We start from the raw sequence: 15,715 nt of genomic DNA, 5'->3' as shown, positions 1-15,715 counted from the left end.
TAAGTTGCATTCTTCAATAAAATGTTCGGACTTCTTTTGCCATCTATTACTTCAACATGTTCTCGTAATTGCTTTTTACTCCATCTAAACTTATAAGTATTCTCCATCCATAACTCCCCTGTATAACCCCTATACCCTTCATTATATGGAACGATTGCAAAAATAACAATTTTCAAAATTCAAAATATACTTCTTTGATTCTCAATAAAAAAGGATGTCGTGTAACCGACATCCTTTTTTATACTAAACTATACGATTGAAATACACTTGATGTCATACTAGGAATGCTTATGCTGTCCTTTAAAGCAGGAGCCTATTCGCATTCTATTCATCTATTTCTTAAATTCAATTTGCATCATTTTATCAAACTGTGTAAGAATATCAACCGGACCTAAAGAGTTCACATTGACAGCAAAAGTATGCTTACCTCCAATTACTCCACCAGCAAAACTCATAAATCCAGGAATTGACCCTCCGTGCCCCCAAACTGAGACACCATTCGGAAGTTTAGTCTCATAAATTCCAAGACCATATCCATCACCAACTCCTTTTCCTTCTACAGGAACTGTCGTAAGCATTTCTTTTAGCTCTCGTTCCTTCAGCAACTTACCACCGAGTAAAGATGAAAAGAATTTATTTAAATCGTCCGCATTAGATATCATGTCTCCAGCTGCATTAGCTAAACTCGGATTATAGTACGTAATGTCTTTCAACTCGCTCGTTTCTTCGATTTTCACATACCCACGAGCATGATTCTTTCCTGGAATGACAGGTGAATTACCTGGCAAAAATGTATTTGAAAGGTCCAACGGTTCAATAATCCGCTTTTCGATTTCTTCCGCATAACTATTACCAGTTATTTTTTCAATAAGCATTCCTAGTATTACATACCCTGTGTTTGAGTATGACCAATCTTTACCCGGCGAAAAATCTGGAGGTAGAGAAAGGCCTATTTTCACTATTTCTTCTGCAGTATACGTTTTTTTCGAATTCATTACGTCAGCGTCTTTTGACTTTAAATATTCAGCTATACCACTCGTATGATTCAAAAGTTGGCGTATCGTAATTTGATTACCATCATACCCATTTCCTTGAATAAGACCTGGTATCCACTTCTCAATTGGATCGTCAAGTTGTACGCGATTTTCACCTACTAATTGAAGAACAGTCGTGGCGGTAAAAGTTTTCGTCACACTACCAATTCGAAAACGATAATCTGATTTCACCGGGTTCTTTGTACTTAAATCTGCTACGCCAGCAGTATAACTACTAATTTTTCCTTTATTAGATGTCTTAGCTAATACCCCTGGTGCTCCAATCTGGATTGTTTCCTGCAATACTTGTTTCCAGCCATTCCGATTCTTTTGATCATGTACTTTTGACGAATTAGAAATACTTTGAGTAGACTCTGCTTTTACAGTAAAACCTGGTGTAAATAGAGTAGTACCCGCTATTAACACTGCCAAACTTCCTAACTTTATTGAAGTACATTTTTTCATAAGGTTCTCTCCTCTTTTAAAATCGTATTGATTCAAGTTATACCTTAATCCTAAATGATAAAACTTTCTTTTTTCTTATCCATTCCTTACGAAATACTTACTTTCAAAATTTGACGACCAGATGGGAAAAGTAATGTATGAAAATAAAAAAGAACGTGTTTTCAATTTATGAAAACACGTTCTTTTACATAATTAAAACCCTATATTAACTTGTCATTTCATTCACTTTTACCATCCTGCACTAGCGTTCATGCCATTTCCGATAATAGTAAGTAGTAATGGCCACAGTACTGGTGCTAACGTAAGAAATAGATTTAGCAGTATAAGTATTCTATATCTTCCAGGGATATTATAATTTTTACGATTAACAAATACTACAAAAACTAATAATATTATGGTCGCTAAAAATAAAAGTAACACTAACATCCAATACCAAACCATTAAACTGAGACTCCATGGCTGTAATAGCTCGTGTACAATACCAAAGGTGATTCCCAATACGGCAAAACTAAAGGTAGTAACTGTTGCTTTAATAAACAATTTACTTAACTTTATATCGTATGTATACTTACAATATAAATCTATTAACGTGTATAAAGATAAAAATGCCATTAATACACCTACCCAAGACAATAACCAGTCTCCGTCCTCTTTGAATAATAAGAACAACAACCAACACATACCTACTGCAGAAAAAACAAAGGAAATAAGTATGCTTTTCAATACCGATTTCATTACATTTTCACACCCTTAAAAAACTTAAAAATTAATTATAATTTATAAAAATTAAGTATAGGTTAACATGTAATGAAGTATAAGTAAATAAAGTTAATTTACAGTTAATACCATCTCCTTATTTAAAGGCAGTTTTATATATGAAAATGATTCATGATAATCAAATTCCTCTACAAAAAGTAAAGGTGGATATTTACGTATCCACCTTCCCATCTCCCTCTACCCACTTCTTTATTTTTTCCACATCTAACTCCGTATACGTCTTTTCACCATAACGAACAGACTCATATATCAGAATAATATCTCTCGTTCTACAAATTCTGCTTAACCATTGTTGCATCGTTTCATAGGACCTTCTCTGTTCGTGAAATGGTAAAGCCCTTTCCCATTCAACTAATGTTTTCCTTATCGTATCTTTAGGTAACGGCTGTTCAAACTGATGCTTCACTTTCTTGTTCTTTTCGGTTCTATCCGTATTTTCTTTTGTTATCGATTGTTTATCCTGTTCCATTTCTGATTTCGTTACCTTTTTCCTCATTAATTTATAAAAAGCATATAGAATGACCACTGCAATAAATACATAAAAAACGACACTAATCCATGAATTTGAAAGAACAGAAAACACATCAGTCCATGAATTTTTTCGTACAAAAAGTGGAATTTTCCTATCTATTTTTGTTCTTGTATCTACAACTCCTGTTTCTTCATCTATAATTCTTTCAGGTTCATCAAGCTGTTCGTCTAAACTAGTAAAATCATAATTTCTTTCCGATATTGTCTCCGTCTTACTAGAAAAAAGCCCTTTTACTATGTCTTGTACATACACAACACCTTGTGATAACGTTATCGCACTAACCGTAAAGAAAAGTATCATGAAAACTTTAACACTCCAAATCTTCCCTTTCATATGTCGCCCTTTATTAGCCATGACATAAACCCCTTCTTATTCTTTTATTACAACCCATTTATTCGTTCTACTATATTTCTTTGGTGAAGTACCAAGAATTAAAGGAACCGCATCCAGTTCCTTACGACGAAAGCCTGCTGTGTAAAAATAAGAAGAAGATACAGGAGTATCTTGGTCCGATATTGTGGCAAGTACTTTTAATACATTTTGCAAATGTTTCCGATTATCCCCATTTTTTATATGAAGCAAACCGTTATCTTTTACACTATTGATCCATACTTCAAATGAACAGTTTTGCATGAGCAGCTGTTTACATATACCCGCCGTTAATTCGATTAGTTCCTCTGTATCATTTCGCAAAGAAACACCACTTTTATTTTGCAAGTTGAGATAAATCGCGTATTTATCTGATTGCGTTCGCTCATACTTTTTCGCAGTTATCGTCCCTGTTTTCGCTGTTGCACTCCAGTGGATGGAACGAAAATCTTCATTTTCATAAGACTTCACTCCCATTACTTTCGTTTCATCATATAAGGGTGAAGACATCGCTTTTCGAAATCCTCGTGACCATTCTTGTAATTCAGGCACTTGTATTTTCGGAACAGCTGGTAAGACTAAATAGGAGGGCGTATCAACTTGTTTATATGTTATATGGTTCGTTATGAATCCAAAGAGATCCGTAATAACAATTTCAACTTCTTCCCATTTCGCAATTCCTCTTTTTAACGCTACAGCTTGCAAATCAAATGAAACTGACTCTCTTCCTTTTAAATTAAAATTCATATAATAATTTGAACCTGTACTATGATTTTTGTTTATTTCATCATGATTCCAAGTTAGCTTATTTTCACATTTAAACCGAAATACGATATTAAGAATAGGAAATATCGACTTGTTTGAAATTTTCATTTTGCACATATTCGTTTCACCTATGAAAATATTTGAATTCCCTTGACTGTATTCCCATTCAACAAGAGATACTTTGCGTATGTACACATGCATAGCACCTATTAAAATTACATACAAAAATACGAGAGATAAAAACAGTAGATTACTTGAAAATATACATAAAATAACGGCTACAACTGACATAACTCCCATTACGAAAGGCTCCGCTAAAGGTGTATACACAAGCTGTTGATTCATCGTACATTCTCCACTGGCACACTAATCGCACCAAGAATTTCTTTCATGATTTGTTCTTTCGTCGTTTTCATCTCTCCCTCAATCGTTAACGTTAAACGATGAGCGCATACGGATGCAGCGAGCGTCTTTATATCATCTGGCGTACAATAATCTCTTTCATTTAATATTGCCCGTGCTTGAATCGCTCTCATAAATGCCAACGTCCCTCGAGGACTTACACCAATTTCAATTAGCTCATGCGTGCGTGTTGCCTCAATGATTTCAAGAAGATAATCTTGCACATCATTCTCTACTAACACTTCTCTTGCACGCTTTTGCATCGTAATAATTTCTTCACTTGAAATAATAGAATGTAACGTTTCTAACGGATCATTCATTTGAAACCGATTCATCATTTCCTTTTCCGCTTCTCTCGTAGGATAACCTTGGCGTATAGTGAGTAAAAACCTGTCTAACTGAGCATCTGGTAGCGGAAATGTGCCCGCTGACTCGAGTGGATTTTGCGTTGCAATAACTAAAAAAGGTTCTGGTAATGAATGTGTCTGTTTCGCAATCGTAACAGTACGTTCTTCCATAACTTCCAGTAACGAAGATTGTGTTCTCGGTACAGCTCGATTAATTTCATCCACTAATACGATATTTGCAAAAATGGGTCCTAACCTCGTTTTAAAATCCGATTCCTTCACATCAAAATATTCAAGACCAATGACATCTCCAGGTAAAGTATCCGCTGTGAATTGAATTCTTTGAAATTTAGCGTCCACGCTTTTAGCCAAGCTTTTCGCTAATGTTGTTTTCCCAGTCCCAGGTACATCTTCTAATAAAATGTGTCCTCTTGCTATGAGAGCTATAGCTGCAAGTTCAATCGATTCATCTTTTCCTATAATAACCTTCGAAATATTGTTAATAATTTTCTTTAATGTACTCATATATGTATCTCCTAACTTTATTTATTCTGAAAATTAAAAATTATTTATTTCCAAATTATAACACATCACAGTGGAAGTAAATATATTCCTATCAAAATAAAAAAAGATACCCATAGCAATCGCTTAGGATATCTTTTTCACCATATTATTTTACTAACTCTCCATTATAAGCTTTTATATCTAGAGGAGCAGTTAAAAACTGTTTTACTTTACTAACGAAAGATGTGAAGTGTTCACTCATATTATGACTTGCAACTGCTGCTTCATCTTTCCATACTTCTACCATCGTATACACATTTTCTTTTTCTACATCTTTATAAAGATCATAAGATACATTTCCACTTTCTTCTCTTGAACCATGAAGTAGCGGCTGAATTTCTTCTAAAAATGATTGTTGTTTTTCTGGATTTACTTGAAATATTGCGTGAATAATAATCATGGTGTTTCCCCTCTCATATTCCACTTATTTCTTTTAAATTACTTCCACTCAGCAACTTTTTCAATTGGAAGACGTACTGATTGGTAACCACTGTCAGCAGCTTTTCCGATTGAAATTAACATAACTGGTACGTGGCGCTCTTTATCTAATCCGAAAGCTTCTGCGATTTGGTCTTTTTCAAATCCACCAATTGGGCAAGTGTCATAGCCGTGAGCACGAGCTGCTAGCATAAATTGCATTGCTACAAGACCACCGTCAATTAGTACTGTATCTTTCATTACGTCTGGTGTAACCATTGAGAAGTAACCTGAAAGTTTTTTCATTTGATCTTCTTTTACTTCTGCTGGCATTAAACCGCGCTCTACTGCTGTACCGTAAATTTCTTCTGCGTTATCAAAGTTGTTTAAATCACCAAATACAGCAATCATCGCTGAAGATGTTTCTACTTGAGATTGATTAAATTTCGCAAGTGGTGCAAGTGTTGCTTTCGCTTCGTCACTTTCAATCACAAGGAATCTCCATGGTTGCATGTTTACAGATGATGGTGCAAGTGTTGCTTCTGTAAGAATTTCAGTCATTTCTTCTTTACTAATTTTTACTGTTGTGTCGTACTTACGGATTGAACGGCGTCCTGTTAAAATTTCGTTAAAATCATTTGTTTTTACTGAGTTAGTCATAGTTGTATTCTCCCTTTTTTATAATTCTTTTATGTTTTGTTGAATGCGGTCTAACATCGTTAAAAGATTGTCGCGTTCTTCTTCACTTAATCCTTTAAATGCTGAAGTAGCGAAACGCTCTTTTTCCTCTTGATATACTTGAATTTTATTTCGCCCCTCTTCTGTAAGAGAAACTAACGTAATTCTGTTATCTTCTGGATTTTTACGTCTTGTAATCATTCCGTTTGCCTCAAGCTGCTTTAAATGCCTCGTAATCGCAGCATTATCAATATTCACTTCTTGCTGAAGTGCTTTTTGACTAATTTCACCTACTTCATATAACTGAAGTATAAGCTCTAATCGAGACTGGCTCATACCCGTACACCCTTCAAATTTTGAACTTACTTCTTTATTTAGAAAGTGTAATTTATATAAAATAATTGCTTCTTTTGAGCATGAACTCGTCAAATTACCTCCTCCTTTACATCCAATTCAAAAACGTTTGATGTATCAATAGTTGATATGTCAATTAATATAATCTATATCGATTTAGAATGCAAGTTTTTTGTTTTCATTTTTATTTTTCCAAATTAAGGCGCTTTGTCGCGTTACAAAAAATGTAAATTACATTATAATAGTACTAATTTAAATGACTGGAGAGTGATTGTAATGCGGCAATACACAAACAGAAATGAGGAAATGAAAATGGAAAATGAAATGAGGATATTTATATATGACAACAATAAATATAGGGATTGTCGTGCACGTAGACGCTGGCAAGACGAGTTTGACTGAGCGTATTCTTTATGAAACAAATGTGATTAAAGAAGTTGGCCGAGTTGATAGCGGAAATACGCAAACCGACTCGATGGAATTAGAAAGACAACGCGGAATTACGATTAAAGCATCTGTCGTTTCTTTCTTTATAAATGACTTAAAAGTAAATGTCATAGATACACCTGGACACGCTGATTTTATCGCTGAAGTGGAGCGATCATTCCGCGTTTTAGACGGTGCAATTTTAGTTATTTCGGCCGTTGAGGGTGTGCAAGCACAAACAAAAATTTTAATGCGGACATTACAGAAACTAAACATACCGACTGTTTTATTTGTAAATAAAATAGACCGTAGTGGCGCAAATTCAGAAAAAGTCGTGAAACAAATAAAAGCGATTCTTTCGAATAATGCTTTCCCCTTCTACTCTGCGCAAAACGAAGGAACAAAGGAAGCTCGTATTATCGAATATAAATCATATGAAGATTGTATAGAACGATTAGTGCCATATAATGAATCACTGCTTGCATCATATGTAAATAACGAAATAATTCCGGACGCACTATTAAGAAACGAACTAGAAAAGCAAATACAGCAAGCAAATGTGTACCCAATCTTTTTCGGTTCAGCAATGACGGGTATAGGTGTAACTGAACTGCTCGAAAATATTCCGTCCTTATTTCCAGCTAATAAGTCGGCAGAAAATGAAATATTATCCGGTGTTGTTTTTAAAATTGAACGTGAATCTTCTGGAGAAAAAATTGCTTATATAAGAGTTTTTTCTGGTAGCTTACACGTTAGAAAATATGTGGATATACAGCGTGGTGAGTCTCTACCTCATAAGGAAAAGATAAAAAAAATGTGCATGTTTCATAACGGAAATGCCGTTCAAACTTCTACCGTTCCTAGCGGCGATTTTTGTAAAGTATGGGGACTGAGTGATATTAAAATTGGTGATATTATCGGTGAACGATCGGATTATATAAAAGATATTCACTTTGCCGAACCACAAATGGAAGCTGCTATTGAAGTATTACCAAAAGAACGAATTCATGATCTATACGCTGCACTTATGGAACTATGTGAAGAAGACCCGCTCATTAAAGTGTGGAAAGATAATGTTCATAATGAACTATTTATTCGCCTTTTTGGTGAAGTACAAAAAGAAGTAATTGAAACAACACTTTATGAGAAATATAATTTGCGGGTGACTTTCTCAAATACGCGAGTTGTCTGTATTGAGAAGCCAATAGGTGTAGGGAATAGCGTTGAAGTAATGGGCGAAAAAGCGAATCCATTTTACGCAACAATTGGCTTTAAAATCGAACGTGGTGAACTTAATTCTGCCATAACATATAAGTTAGGCGTTGAACTGGGATCACTTCCATTAGCATTTCATAAAGCGATTGAAGATACTGTATTTCAAACGTTAAAACAAGGTTTGTACGGATGGGACGTTACAGACATTTCTGTCACGTTAACACATACTGGTTATGCAAGCCCTGTTACAACAGCGAGTGACTTTAGAAACTTAACACCACTCGTTTTAATGGATGCTTTAAAGCAAGCTGAAACATGTGTATATGAACCAGTAAACGAATTCGAATTAACTGTACCGGAACATGCAATTAGTACTGCAATGTATAAACTAGCTGCTATTCCAGCAACTTTTAGCGAGCCTATATTCAATAATGACTCCTACCATTTAACAGGCTCATTACCTGTTGCGAAAACAGAGAATTTTAAGCGAATGCTACATTCATTTACTGAAGGAGAAGGTATATTTACAACGAAGCCATATGGTTACAAAGAACTGACGGTTCCCTTCCCTACTCGAAAACGTGTTGATTATAATCCGCTGAACTGGAAAGATTATTTGCTTTATGTGTTGAAGGCTTATTAAAGTAAAAGAGGTGCAATTCGCACCTCTTTTGCATGTATTAATAGGTTAGTTTGCCCTAACAACTTCTTTAAGTTTTTCTATTATTTTCGCTATAGCCTCAATTGAATTTTCCGTTTCATATTCTCCAACATTTACAGAATGATTTGCATTTTTGACAACTTCAATCTGTAAATTCGTTTTATGTAACTGATCAACTTGATCTGCATTGTATTGATGATCTTTATCCCCAATAACTAAAAACCCTTCGTGATTACTATGCAAGATAGAATCAAAAATCGTATCAAACGTCAGTAACGGTGTCAGTAATATCATTTTCGACTGTAAAAACTCTTCTCTCTTCATTAAATCATTCGCAATTGGAATTGTTCCGAGTGACTTCCCTAAAAATATAGTATCGTTGTATTGCTCAGCTTTTAATACTTCCTTCATTACAGGATGAATATCATCCATCATTATTTTTGTTACTTCTTCCATTGGTTTATTCATTACTTGTTCGTCGTAAGAATAATGAATATGTACAACATCAATTTTATGTTCAAGCATAAGCGTCGTCGCGTAATAAAATAACGGCTTATCATAATTGTATCCTGAACCTGAAAACATAAAGCAAACCGTACTAGAACCTTTTTCGATATGTGTGTAATAAATTACTTTTTCATTTATATGTATCTCTTTTTTAATCCCCTTCACCTTTTTCTCCTCCGAATATATTTACTTTTGTAAAACAATATGTTCTGTATGGACTGTTATATCCTTTACTTTCTCTTTTATAAATGCAGGCTGTAAATTATATGCATGTAACTCTTCTACCGGCACCCACTTAAACAAATATGTTCTACCCTCTTCTTCCAAAATATATTGTTCCGCTCCATTTGCAGGTAACTCATGTAGCTCTACTTCATAATAAAAACTAATCTCATGAAACTTTTGCTCAGAAAGTGTAAAGAAATTTTCTACTGACCATATTAACCTCTTCCCTTTAATAGGAACAGCTACTTCTTCTGCAAGTTCTCGTTTTAACGCGTCTTCACTATTTTCTAGCATTTTCACTCGACCGCCCGGTACGTACCAAAAATCTTCACCGTCCCCTTGCAGAATAAGTATTTTATTATCATGTTTACAAATTGCTCCGACGCGGTAGTTAAAACATGTTTCCTCAACTTTGAACGTAAGATCCATCCGTAATGCCCCCTTATATAATTAATATCTAATTATTACAAAACGATTATGTAATTACTGTACAGATAAGGTTACTAAATTTATCCACTTCATTCAATCATTTTTGAATTTTCCAAACTCTTATTTTTTATCATTACAAGTGTATATACATATGTTACAATCACAATGCATACTAGAAAAACATAATGGGGGTACGAATGGAAACGTTATTAATCCAACAAAACGAGAAATCAAATAAGTTTTGGAAAATCGTTGTGAAAGAAAAAGACTACGTTGTGTTTTACGGGAAAATTGGCACAGCTGGTAGTGTAAAAGCGAAAGAGTTTGAAACCGAAGAAGAATGTATGAAAGAAGCTAACAAACTAGTTGCTTCCAAACGTAAAAAAGGATATACAGACCCGTTCCCTGGGGAAGATTACATAAAAGAAAAAACGATAAAAGAAGAAGAATTTTGGGAGCTACTTAATCGTGCCAAAACGAAAGGTGAAGACCAAGAAGAACAAATAGAATGGCTTACTTCTCACCTTGCCAAACGTACTGTACACGAAATTGTAGCTTTTGATACGCATATGCATCGTATTTTAAAAGATTCCTATACGTCGCGCTTATGGGCAGCTGCCTATATTATTTTAGGTGGCTGTTCGGACGATTGTTTTGATTACTTCCGCGGGTGGTTATTATATCAAGGAAAAGAAACTTACGATGCGTGTATTGAAGATCCAGAACGATTAATACCTGTATTAGAAAATTTGAGTGAGTATGACGTTCCGAACATTGAAGAACTTTCTTTATATTTCGGTTACACTGTATATGCAGAAAAAACGGGAGATGAAAATGATACTTACTTTACACTTTATCATGTCTTATCTAATGAGACATTCGACGATATAGATATTGAATTCGACTGGAATGAAGATGACGCAGAAGGTTTGAAGAAGATGTTTCCTAAGCTATGGGAAATATACGGGGAAGAACCGTTTGAGTGGTAGATTCATATTAGGACTCTGTTTAGCCTATAAACAGAGTCCTTTTTTCACAAGATCCTTATTTAAACTCTCTTTATTTTATACCACTTATCCAATAATTTCTTTTCTCTTTCCCCTGAAATACCTGCTTTTAATTCCCATTCTTCCATACTCTTCATCCACTCATACACGTCTGTAACTGTCTCTTCTATTCTTCTAAAAGTAAGCCCTTCTTTCACAGCATTCTCGATACTTATAGTAAACCCGCCTTTCCACGGCTTCGTTTCCCCTTCTAACGGAAAAGTTTCCGGAAGCCATAAAGGCATTTCTGTCCAAGGCTGCACATTATGTTCATTCATAAACGATTCCTCTACCCAAACGAATTCAGCATCACTATTCATAACCTTTTTACACGTATTTAATAGCTCTTCCATCGTCAAATCATAATTTGGACCTGTTACATTGAATGTACCTGCATTTTTGTTTTCTGCCATGTTTAGTCCCCAATTTGCGACGTCTTTTATATCAACTATCTGCACTGGACGGTCTTTTCTTCCTGGAACTAACACTTCTCCTCCCTTTGCTACACGCTGAATCCAGTATGGAAGTCGATCTGTATAATCAAACATTCCTGAAAGAAGTCCTGCTCTTACGTGTAAAGCACGCCCCGGCCAATATTTCTCTGCTTCTTTTTCGCATAATACTTTCAGCGCACCATAATGCTCATAAGGAGATACTTCACCATTTTCTACAGCCTTTATTTGTTCAGCCGTCGGTTCAGGTTGTAACATATAGTCTTCTTTTATGTCATGCGGAATCCAATCTTTATATACGGAAAGGCTTGAGATGAATATATAGTGTTCAATATTATCTTTAAGTACTTCTCCAACATTTCTAATATGATGTGGAGAAAACCCACATGTATCTATGACAACATCCCATTTTCGATTTTCTAAACTTAATACATCACCATTTCTGTCACCGATAAGCTGCTCCACTTCTAGAAAAATCTCCCGGTTTGTTCCACGATTAAATAATGTAACTTCATGCCCTCTCTGTAAAGCCTCTTCTACAAAAGCTCTTCCTAAAAAACGTGTACCACCTAGTATTAAAATTTTCATGGTTCTCCCCCATTCATCATTAAAAATCCTTTCTTTTGTTAAACGAATTTCAGTCGTAAAAAGTTACGGGGGATTTGTTATTTTACTTTAATTCTAGAAACAAAAATAGAATCCATTTTGAAAAATAAATCAACATGGATTCTTAAATAAAAAACAATTTTTTTGATGTATCTTAGTTGAATTTTTAACTCTGCACAATTTCCCCATCAACTAATTCAATAATTCTATTACAATTATTCGCTACTTCCATATCATGCGTTACAATAATAATTGTTCGCCCTTCTTCATTCAGTTGTAATAGCAAACTCATAATTTCTTCTCCCGTTTTTCTATCTAAATTCCCTGTCGGTTCATCTGCCAATATTAATTCTGGTTCGCCTACTAACGCTCTTGCAATTGCGACGCGCTGCTGTTGTCCACCTGATAGCTCGTCCGGTGTTTTATGCATGTGTTCTTTTAACCCTACTTTTTCTAAATAGAACTTCGCCTTATTTTCTCTTTCCCATTTCTTTAGCTTTCTATATGTGAGTGGTAGCACTACATTATCTAGTACAGTATGTTCTTTTAACAAAGCAAAATATTGAAAAACAAATCCGATCATTTCATTTCTTGTCCTATGAACTTTATTTGCTCTAATTTCAGTTAATGATTTTCCATTTAACGTATATTCACCCTCATTTGGCATATCAATTAACCCTATAACATTTAGTAATGTACTCTTCCCTGAGCCTGATCGCCCCATTACCGCTATAATTTCGCCCTTATTTATCGTTAAATTTATACCGTTTAACGCGAACGTATTGTGATTCTTATTACTATACACCTTCTTAATATCTTTTAGTTCAATTAACCCCATTATTCCATCCCACCTATTAATATTTTCGGTTCAAGCTTTCTAATAAACAAGAAGACAATTACATTCGAGACAATGATAATTAATAATAAGAAAAGAAATACTAAAAACAATATAGGCATATCCAATTTAAAGTCTAATACCGTTGCTTCCTTTAAATCTTTCGACATTTGTAATAGAACCCCATACCTCCATGAAAAGTAAGCTATTGACATTCCTAAGCCAGTTATTGCTACAATAATGTTCTCTAAAAGAATTTGAATAAACATACCAAATTTACTTTCGCCAAAAGCAATTTTTATACCAAATTCCCGCTTTCTCATCAAGATAGAAACAATGGTCGTTACTACAATTCCGACGATCGAGAATACAATGAATAAGATTCCTACTATAAGTTGAGGTATTTCAGAATAGCCGTTAAGAGTAACATCTTCATTTATTTCATCACCTAAACTTTTTAAATGAAACGTACCGCCGTTTCCTTTAAGTTGAATTGAGTCTTCTAGTTTCTTTACATCTGCACCTTTTTGTAAATACAAAACTGTACTTTGATGTAGTCTTAAAAACATTGCTTCATATTTTTCAAATCTATCAAATGACATAGGCATTATCATTGCGTAATCCAACTTCAAATATGTGTTCGTCATATTATTATTTACGATAAATTTATTTTCTGGCAAAAACCCTATAATTGTATATTGATTATTAATTGTATCCCCAACTTGAAAATATTTCTTAAAGTAAGAACCCATTAAAACTTTTGTTTTTTCTTCACTATTTTTTTGAAAGTCATCATACGAGAAACCTTCTTCAGGTTTTAAAGGTAAACGTAACATTCTATAGTAATTTTCATCTACAAAAATTGTTTTAATAGTAGGTCTTTCATCGTGAAACGTTTTATGTTTCAAATCAGTAATCATACTGTTTTGAAATGGTCTATTACTTGACTCTATTTCAATAACTCGCTCCTCGTATGTACCATACGAAATCACATCTTTATTTTGATGAATTGTATTATAAACCGATTGAATTTTCTCTTCATTAAATTGATTGCTTTGTAATCTATCTGTCGTCATTTCAAAAGTAACTAAATATGTTTTATCCACATTTAATACCGAGCTGGATTTATCGTTTAGATAGTGTAAATTATAAAATACATTAATTGAACTCGTTATAGTTGCTAATCCAAATGTAATCTGTATTAGAAGAAGTACGGAAAATAGAAATCTCTTTTTTAATGCTATGAACGCACTTTTTATTCTCATCATTTTTACTCCTTTAATGCTTTAGCAGGTTCACTTTTAAGCACATATACAAATGGTATTACAGAGAGAATGAAAGCTATAGTAAGTGAAAGAAATACACACATTACAATATGAGTAGACTGTAAACTAATACTATAACTTGTAAACTCTATAATATTTTCACTCAAAATGCTAAAAATCCATTGTATGCATATTGCACAGGCTGATGCAGTGATTGCACATAAAAATAATTGACTAAATATAAAAATAAAAAGATTTACATTACTTGCTCCCAAAGCTTTCCTTAACGACAAACTTTTTTTCTTCGTATAAATCCAATAATAACTTACTATTATACTGGTAATGAAAGCTATACATAAAAGCCTATATGGAAAACTGAGTAGCTCTTCTACGGCTTCACTTGAGTTTTTTTCCTTCTCATAGTTCTCTTTTTCACTAATCACTTTGGCATTTATATCTTTATTGTTCTGTTTCATATGCTGTATGAAAGTTTCTATTTCCTTGATAGGGTTTTCGTTAGAACGAACAATCATTTGGAATGTATTATCTTTTTGTATCATTTGTTTCACTTCATCTGGCATGTCATTTAGAGAGACGAAAATTTTAATATTATACTCATATCCAGTATTTTCTCCAGCTACGCCTTTAACTGTATATTCCTTATTAAATAATTTTATTGTTTCCATATCCTTATAAATTTTCTTTCCCACTATTACACTATTTTTTTCATTTTGTCCCATCTGGGAACCTTTTAGCAAAGGTGGAGACCAATTTTTATTAAGGAGACCATTCATTATTACGTGGCCCATATCCGGAATAGTAATACGAATATCATTTGTAATAACACTAGCGTTTTTAAAATTAGATTCTACTAACGTCTGAAATTGTTCGAAATTGATTTCCCCCATATTAGTAAGTTGAACAGAATAGTAATAATTAAAATAACCATTTTTACTATCATAAAATTTCTCATCATAATAATCTCGCGTCGACATCGCGATTAGGATTGGCCATATTGTCAATACAAATCCAATAAATAACATAATGAATATTGTTTTGTTCACCACTATTTCTTTTAATACTAGATTCATATATCCTCCTCATTTTAAAAACCGTGAAAAAGGTATTTATCCTTTTTCACGGTTTTTGTTGATATTTATTTAATTACCATTTCTTTAGAAGTGTACGCACTATCCCCTACCATTATCCATTCATGACCCGAATAACCTCTGGTCACCGGTCCTTTGGATGCAACGCTAACGTTTATACGATCTGAAGTTTTAGCATCATACAATGCTAACTCTTTAGAAGTCCCATCATCAAAGCTAGCTCTTACAGTCATCT

Annotated in this window: 16 protein-coding genes and 1 pseudogene; 2 read left to right on the top strand and 15 right to left on the bottom strand. The window is 33.9% G+C overall.

Translation table 11 applies throughout. From position 1 onward, the window contains the following. Window positions 1–332: 332 nt before the first annotated feature. From KI369_RS20265 to KI369_RS20230, 8 genes are all read right to left on the bottom strand, one after another. Complete coding sequence (locus tag KI369_RS20265; RefSeq protein ID WP_212957167.1) at window positions 333–1,499, bottom strand: serine hydrolase domain-containing protein; 1,167 nt, start codon at window positions 1,497–1,499, stop codon at window positions 333–335. 228 nt (window positions 1,500–1,727) lie between these two features. Continuing rightward, a complete protein-coding gene (locus KI369_RS20260) occupies window positions 1,728–2,234 on the bottom strand; it encodes a DUF3902 family protein (protein ID WP_212957166.1) in 507 nt (168 codons plus the stop codon). Between the two features lie 193 nt (window positions 2,235–2,427). Beyond that, window positions 2,428–3,162, bottom strand: a complete 735-nt coding sequence (locus tag KI369_RS20255) for a signal peptidase II (protein WP_212957165.1) — start codon at window positions 3,160–3,162, stop codon at window positions 2,428–2,430. A gap of 15 nt (window positions 3,163–3,177) precedes the next feature. Further along, a complete protein-coding gene (locus tag KI369_RS20250; protein ID WP_212957164.1) occupies window positions 3,178–4,287 on the bottom strand; it encodes a DUF58 domain-containing protein in 1,110 nt (369 codons plus the stop codon). Continuing rightward, window positions 4,284–5,216, bottom strand: coding sequence for an AAA family ATPase (locus KI369_RS20245; RefSeq protein ID WP_212957163.1), 933 nt, complete (start codon window positions 5,214–5,216; stop codon window positions 4,284–4,286). The genes KI369_RS20250 and KI369_RS20245 overlap by 4 nt, the downstream gene beginning before the upstream one ends. A 145-nt stretch (window positions 5,217–5,361) precedes the next feature. Beyond that, a complete protein-coding gene (locus KI369_RS20240; RefSeq protein WP_212957162.1) occupies window positions 5,362–5,655 on the bottom strand; it encodes a putative quinol monooxygenase in 294 nt (97 codons plus the stop codon). A gap of 38 nt (window positions 5,656–5,693) precedes the next feature. Beyond that, on the bottom strand, window positions 5,694–6,332 hold the full coding sequence (locus KI369_RS20235; RefSeq protein WP_212957161.1) for a nitroreductase family protein: 639 nt from the start codon (window positions 6,330–6,332) through the stop codon (window positions 5,694–5,696). A gap of 18 nt (window positions 6,333–6,350) precedes the next feature. Beyond that, the gene (locus KI369_RS20230) at window positions 6,351–6,779 is read right to left on the bottom strand and encodes a MarR family winged helix-turn-helix transcriptional regulator (RefSeq protein ID WP_212957160.1); all 429 of its coding nucleotides are present in this window, start codon (window positions 6,777–6,779) and stop codon (window positions 6,351–6,353) included. Window positions 6,780–7,044: 265 nt separating this feature from the next. Between KI369_RS20230 and KI369_RS20225 the strand changes: the two genes are divergently transcribed. Further along, window positions 7,045–8,988, top strand: a complete 1,944-nt coding sequence (locus KI369_RS20225; protein WP_212957159.1) for an elongation factor G — start codon at window positions 7,045–7,047, stop codon at window positions 8,986–8,988. Between the two features lie 45 nt (window positions 8,989–9,033). Here the strand turns inward: KI369_RS20225 and KI369_RS20220 are convergent, their stop codons facing one another. Both KI369_RS20220 and KI369_RS20215 read right to left on the bottom strand, forming a co-directional pair. Then, on the bottom strand, window positions 9,034–9,678 hold the full coding sequence (locus tag KI369_RS20220) for an alpha/beta family hydrolase (RefSeq protein ID WP_212957158.1): 645 nt from the start codon (window positions 9,676–9,678) through the stop codon (window positions 9,034–9,036). A 21-nt stretch (window positions 9,679–9,699) separates the two neighbouring features. Continuing rightward, window positions 9,700–10,167: an NUDIX hydrolase gene (locus KI369_RS20215; RefSeq protein ID WP_212957157.1), complete on the bottom strand. Its 468-nt coding sequence runs from the start codon at window positions 10,165–10,167 to the stop codon at window positions 9,700–9,702. Between the two features lie 197 nt (window positions 10,168–10,364). Here KI369_RS20215 and KI369_RS20210 point away from each other — a divergent pair, with 197 nt between their 5' ends. After that, complete coding sequence (locus KI369_RS20210) at window positions 10,365–11,156, top strand: DUF4240 domain-containing protein (protein WP_212957156.1); 792 nt, start codon at window positions 10,365–10,367, stop codon at window positions 11,154–11,156. Between the two features lie 59 nt (window positions 11,157–11,215). On the opposite strand, the gene KI369_RS20205 is transcribed toward KI369_RS20210, so the two are convergent. The 5 genes and pseudogenes from KI369_RS20205 to KI369_RS20185 form a co-directional block, all read right to left on the bottom strand. After that, window positions 11,216–12,253 (bottom strand): SDR family oxidoreductase, encoded by a 1,038-nt coding sequence (locus tag KI369_RS20205; protein ID WP_212957155.1) that lies wholly within the window; start codon window positions 12,251–12,253, stop codon window positions 11,216–11,218. Window positions 12,254–12,437: 184 nt separating this feature from the next. Continuing rightward, window positions 12,438–13,109 carry an ABC transporter ATP-binding protein gene (locus tag KI369_RS20200; protein ID WP_212957154.1) on the bottom strand — a complete coding sequence of 224 codons (672 nt, stop codon included), beginning with the start codon at window positions 13,107–13,109 and terminating at the stop codon, window positions 12,438–12,440. Continuing rightward, window positions 13,109–14,371 (bottom strand): ABC transporter permease, encoded by a 1,263-nt coding sequence (locus KI369_RS20195; RefSeq protein ID WP_212957153.1) that lies wholly within the window; start codon window positions 14,369–14,371, stop codon window positions 13,109–13,111. The genes KI369_RS20200 and KI369_RS20195 overlap by 1 nt, the downstream gene beginning before the upstream one ends. Before the next feature lie 5 nt (window positions 14,372–14,376). Further along, window positions 14,377–15,462: an FtsX-like permease family protein gene (locus KI369_RS20190; RefSeq protein WP_212957152.1), complete on the bottom strand. Its 1,086-nt coding sequence runs from the start codon at window positions 15,460–15,462 to the stop codon at window positions 14,377–14,379. Between the two features lie 65 nt (window positions 15,463–15,527). Then, window positions 15,528–15,715, bottom strand: a pseudogene (locus KI369_RS20185) (hypothetical protein); the annotation flags it as partial.

It is taken from the genome of Bacillus sanguinis (genome assembly GCF_018332475.1).
GTDB lineage: Bacteria > Bacillota > Bacilli > Bacillales > Bacillaceae_G > Bacillus_A > Bacillus_A sanguinis.
The sequence above is the reverse complement of the archived record's forward strand: the minus strand, read 5'-3'. Positions and strand labels throughout refer to the sequence as shown.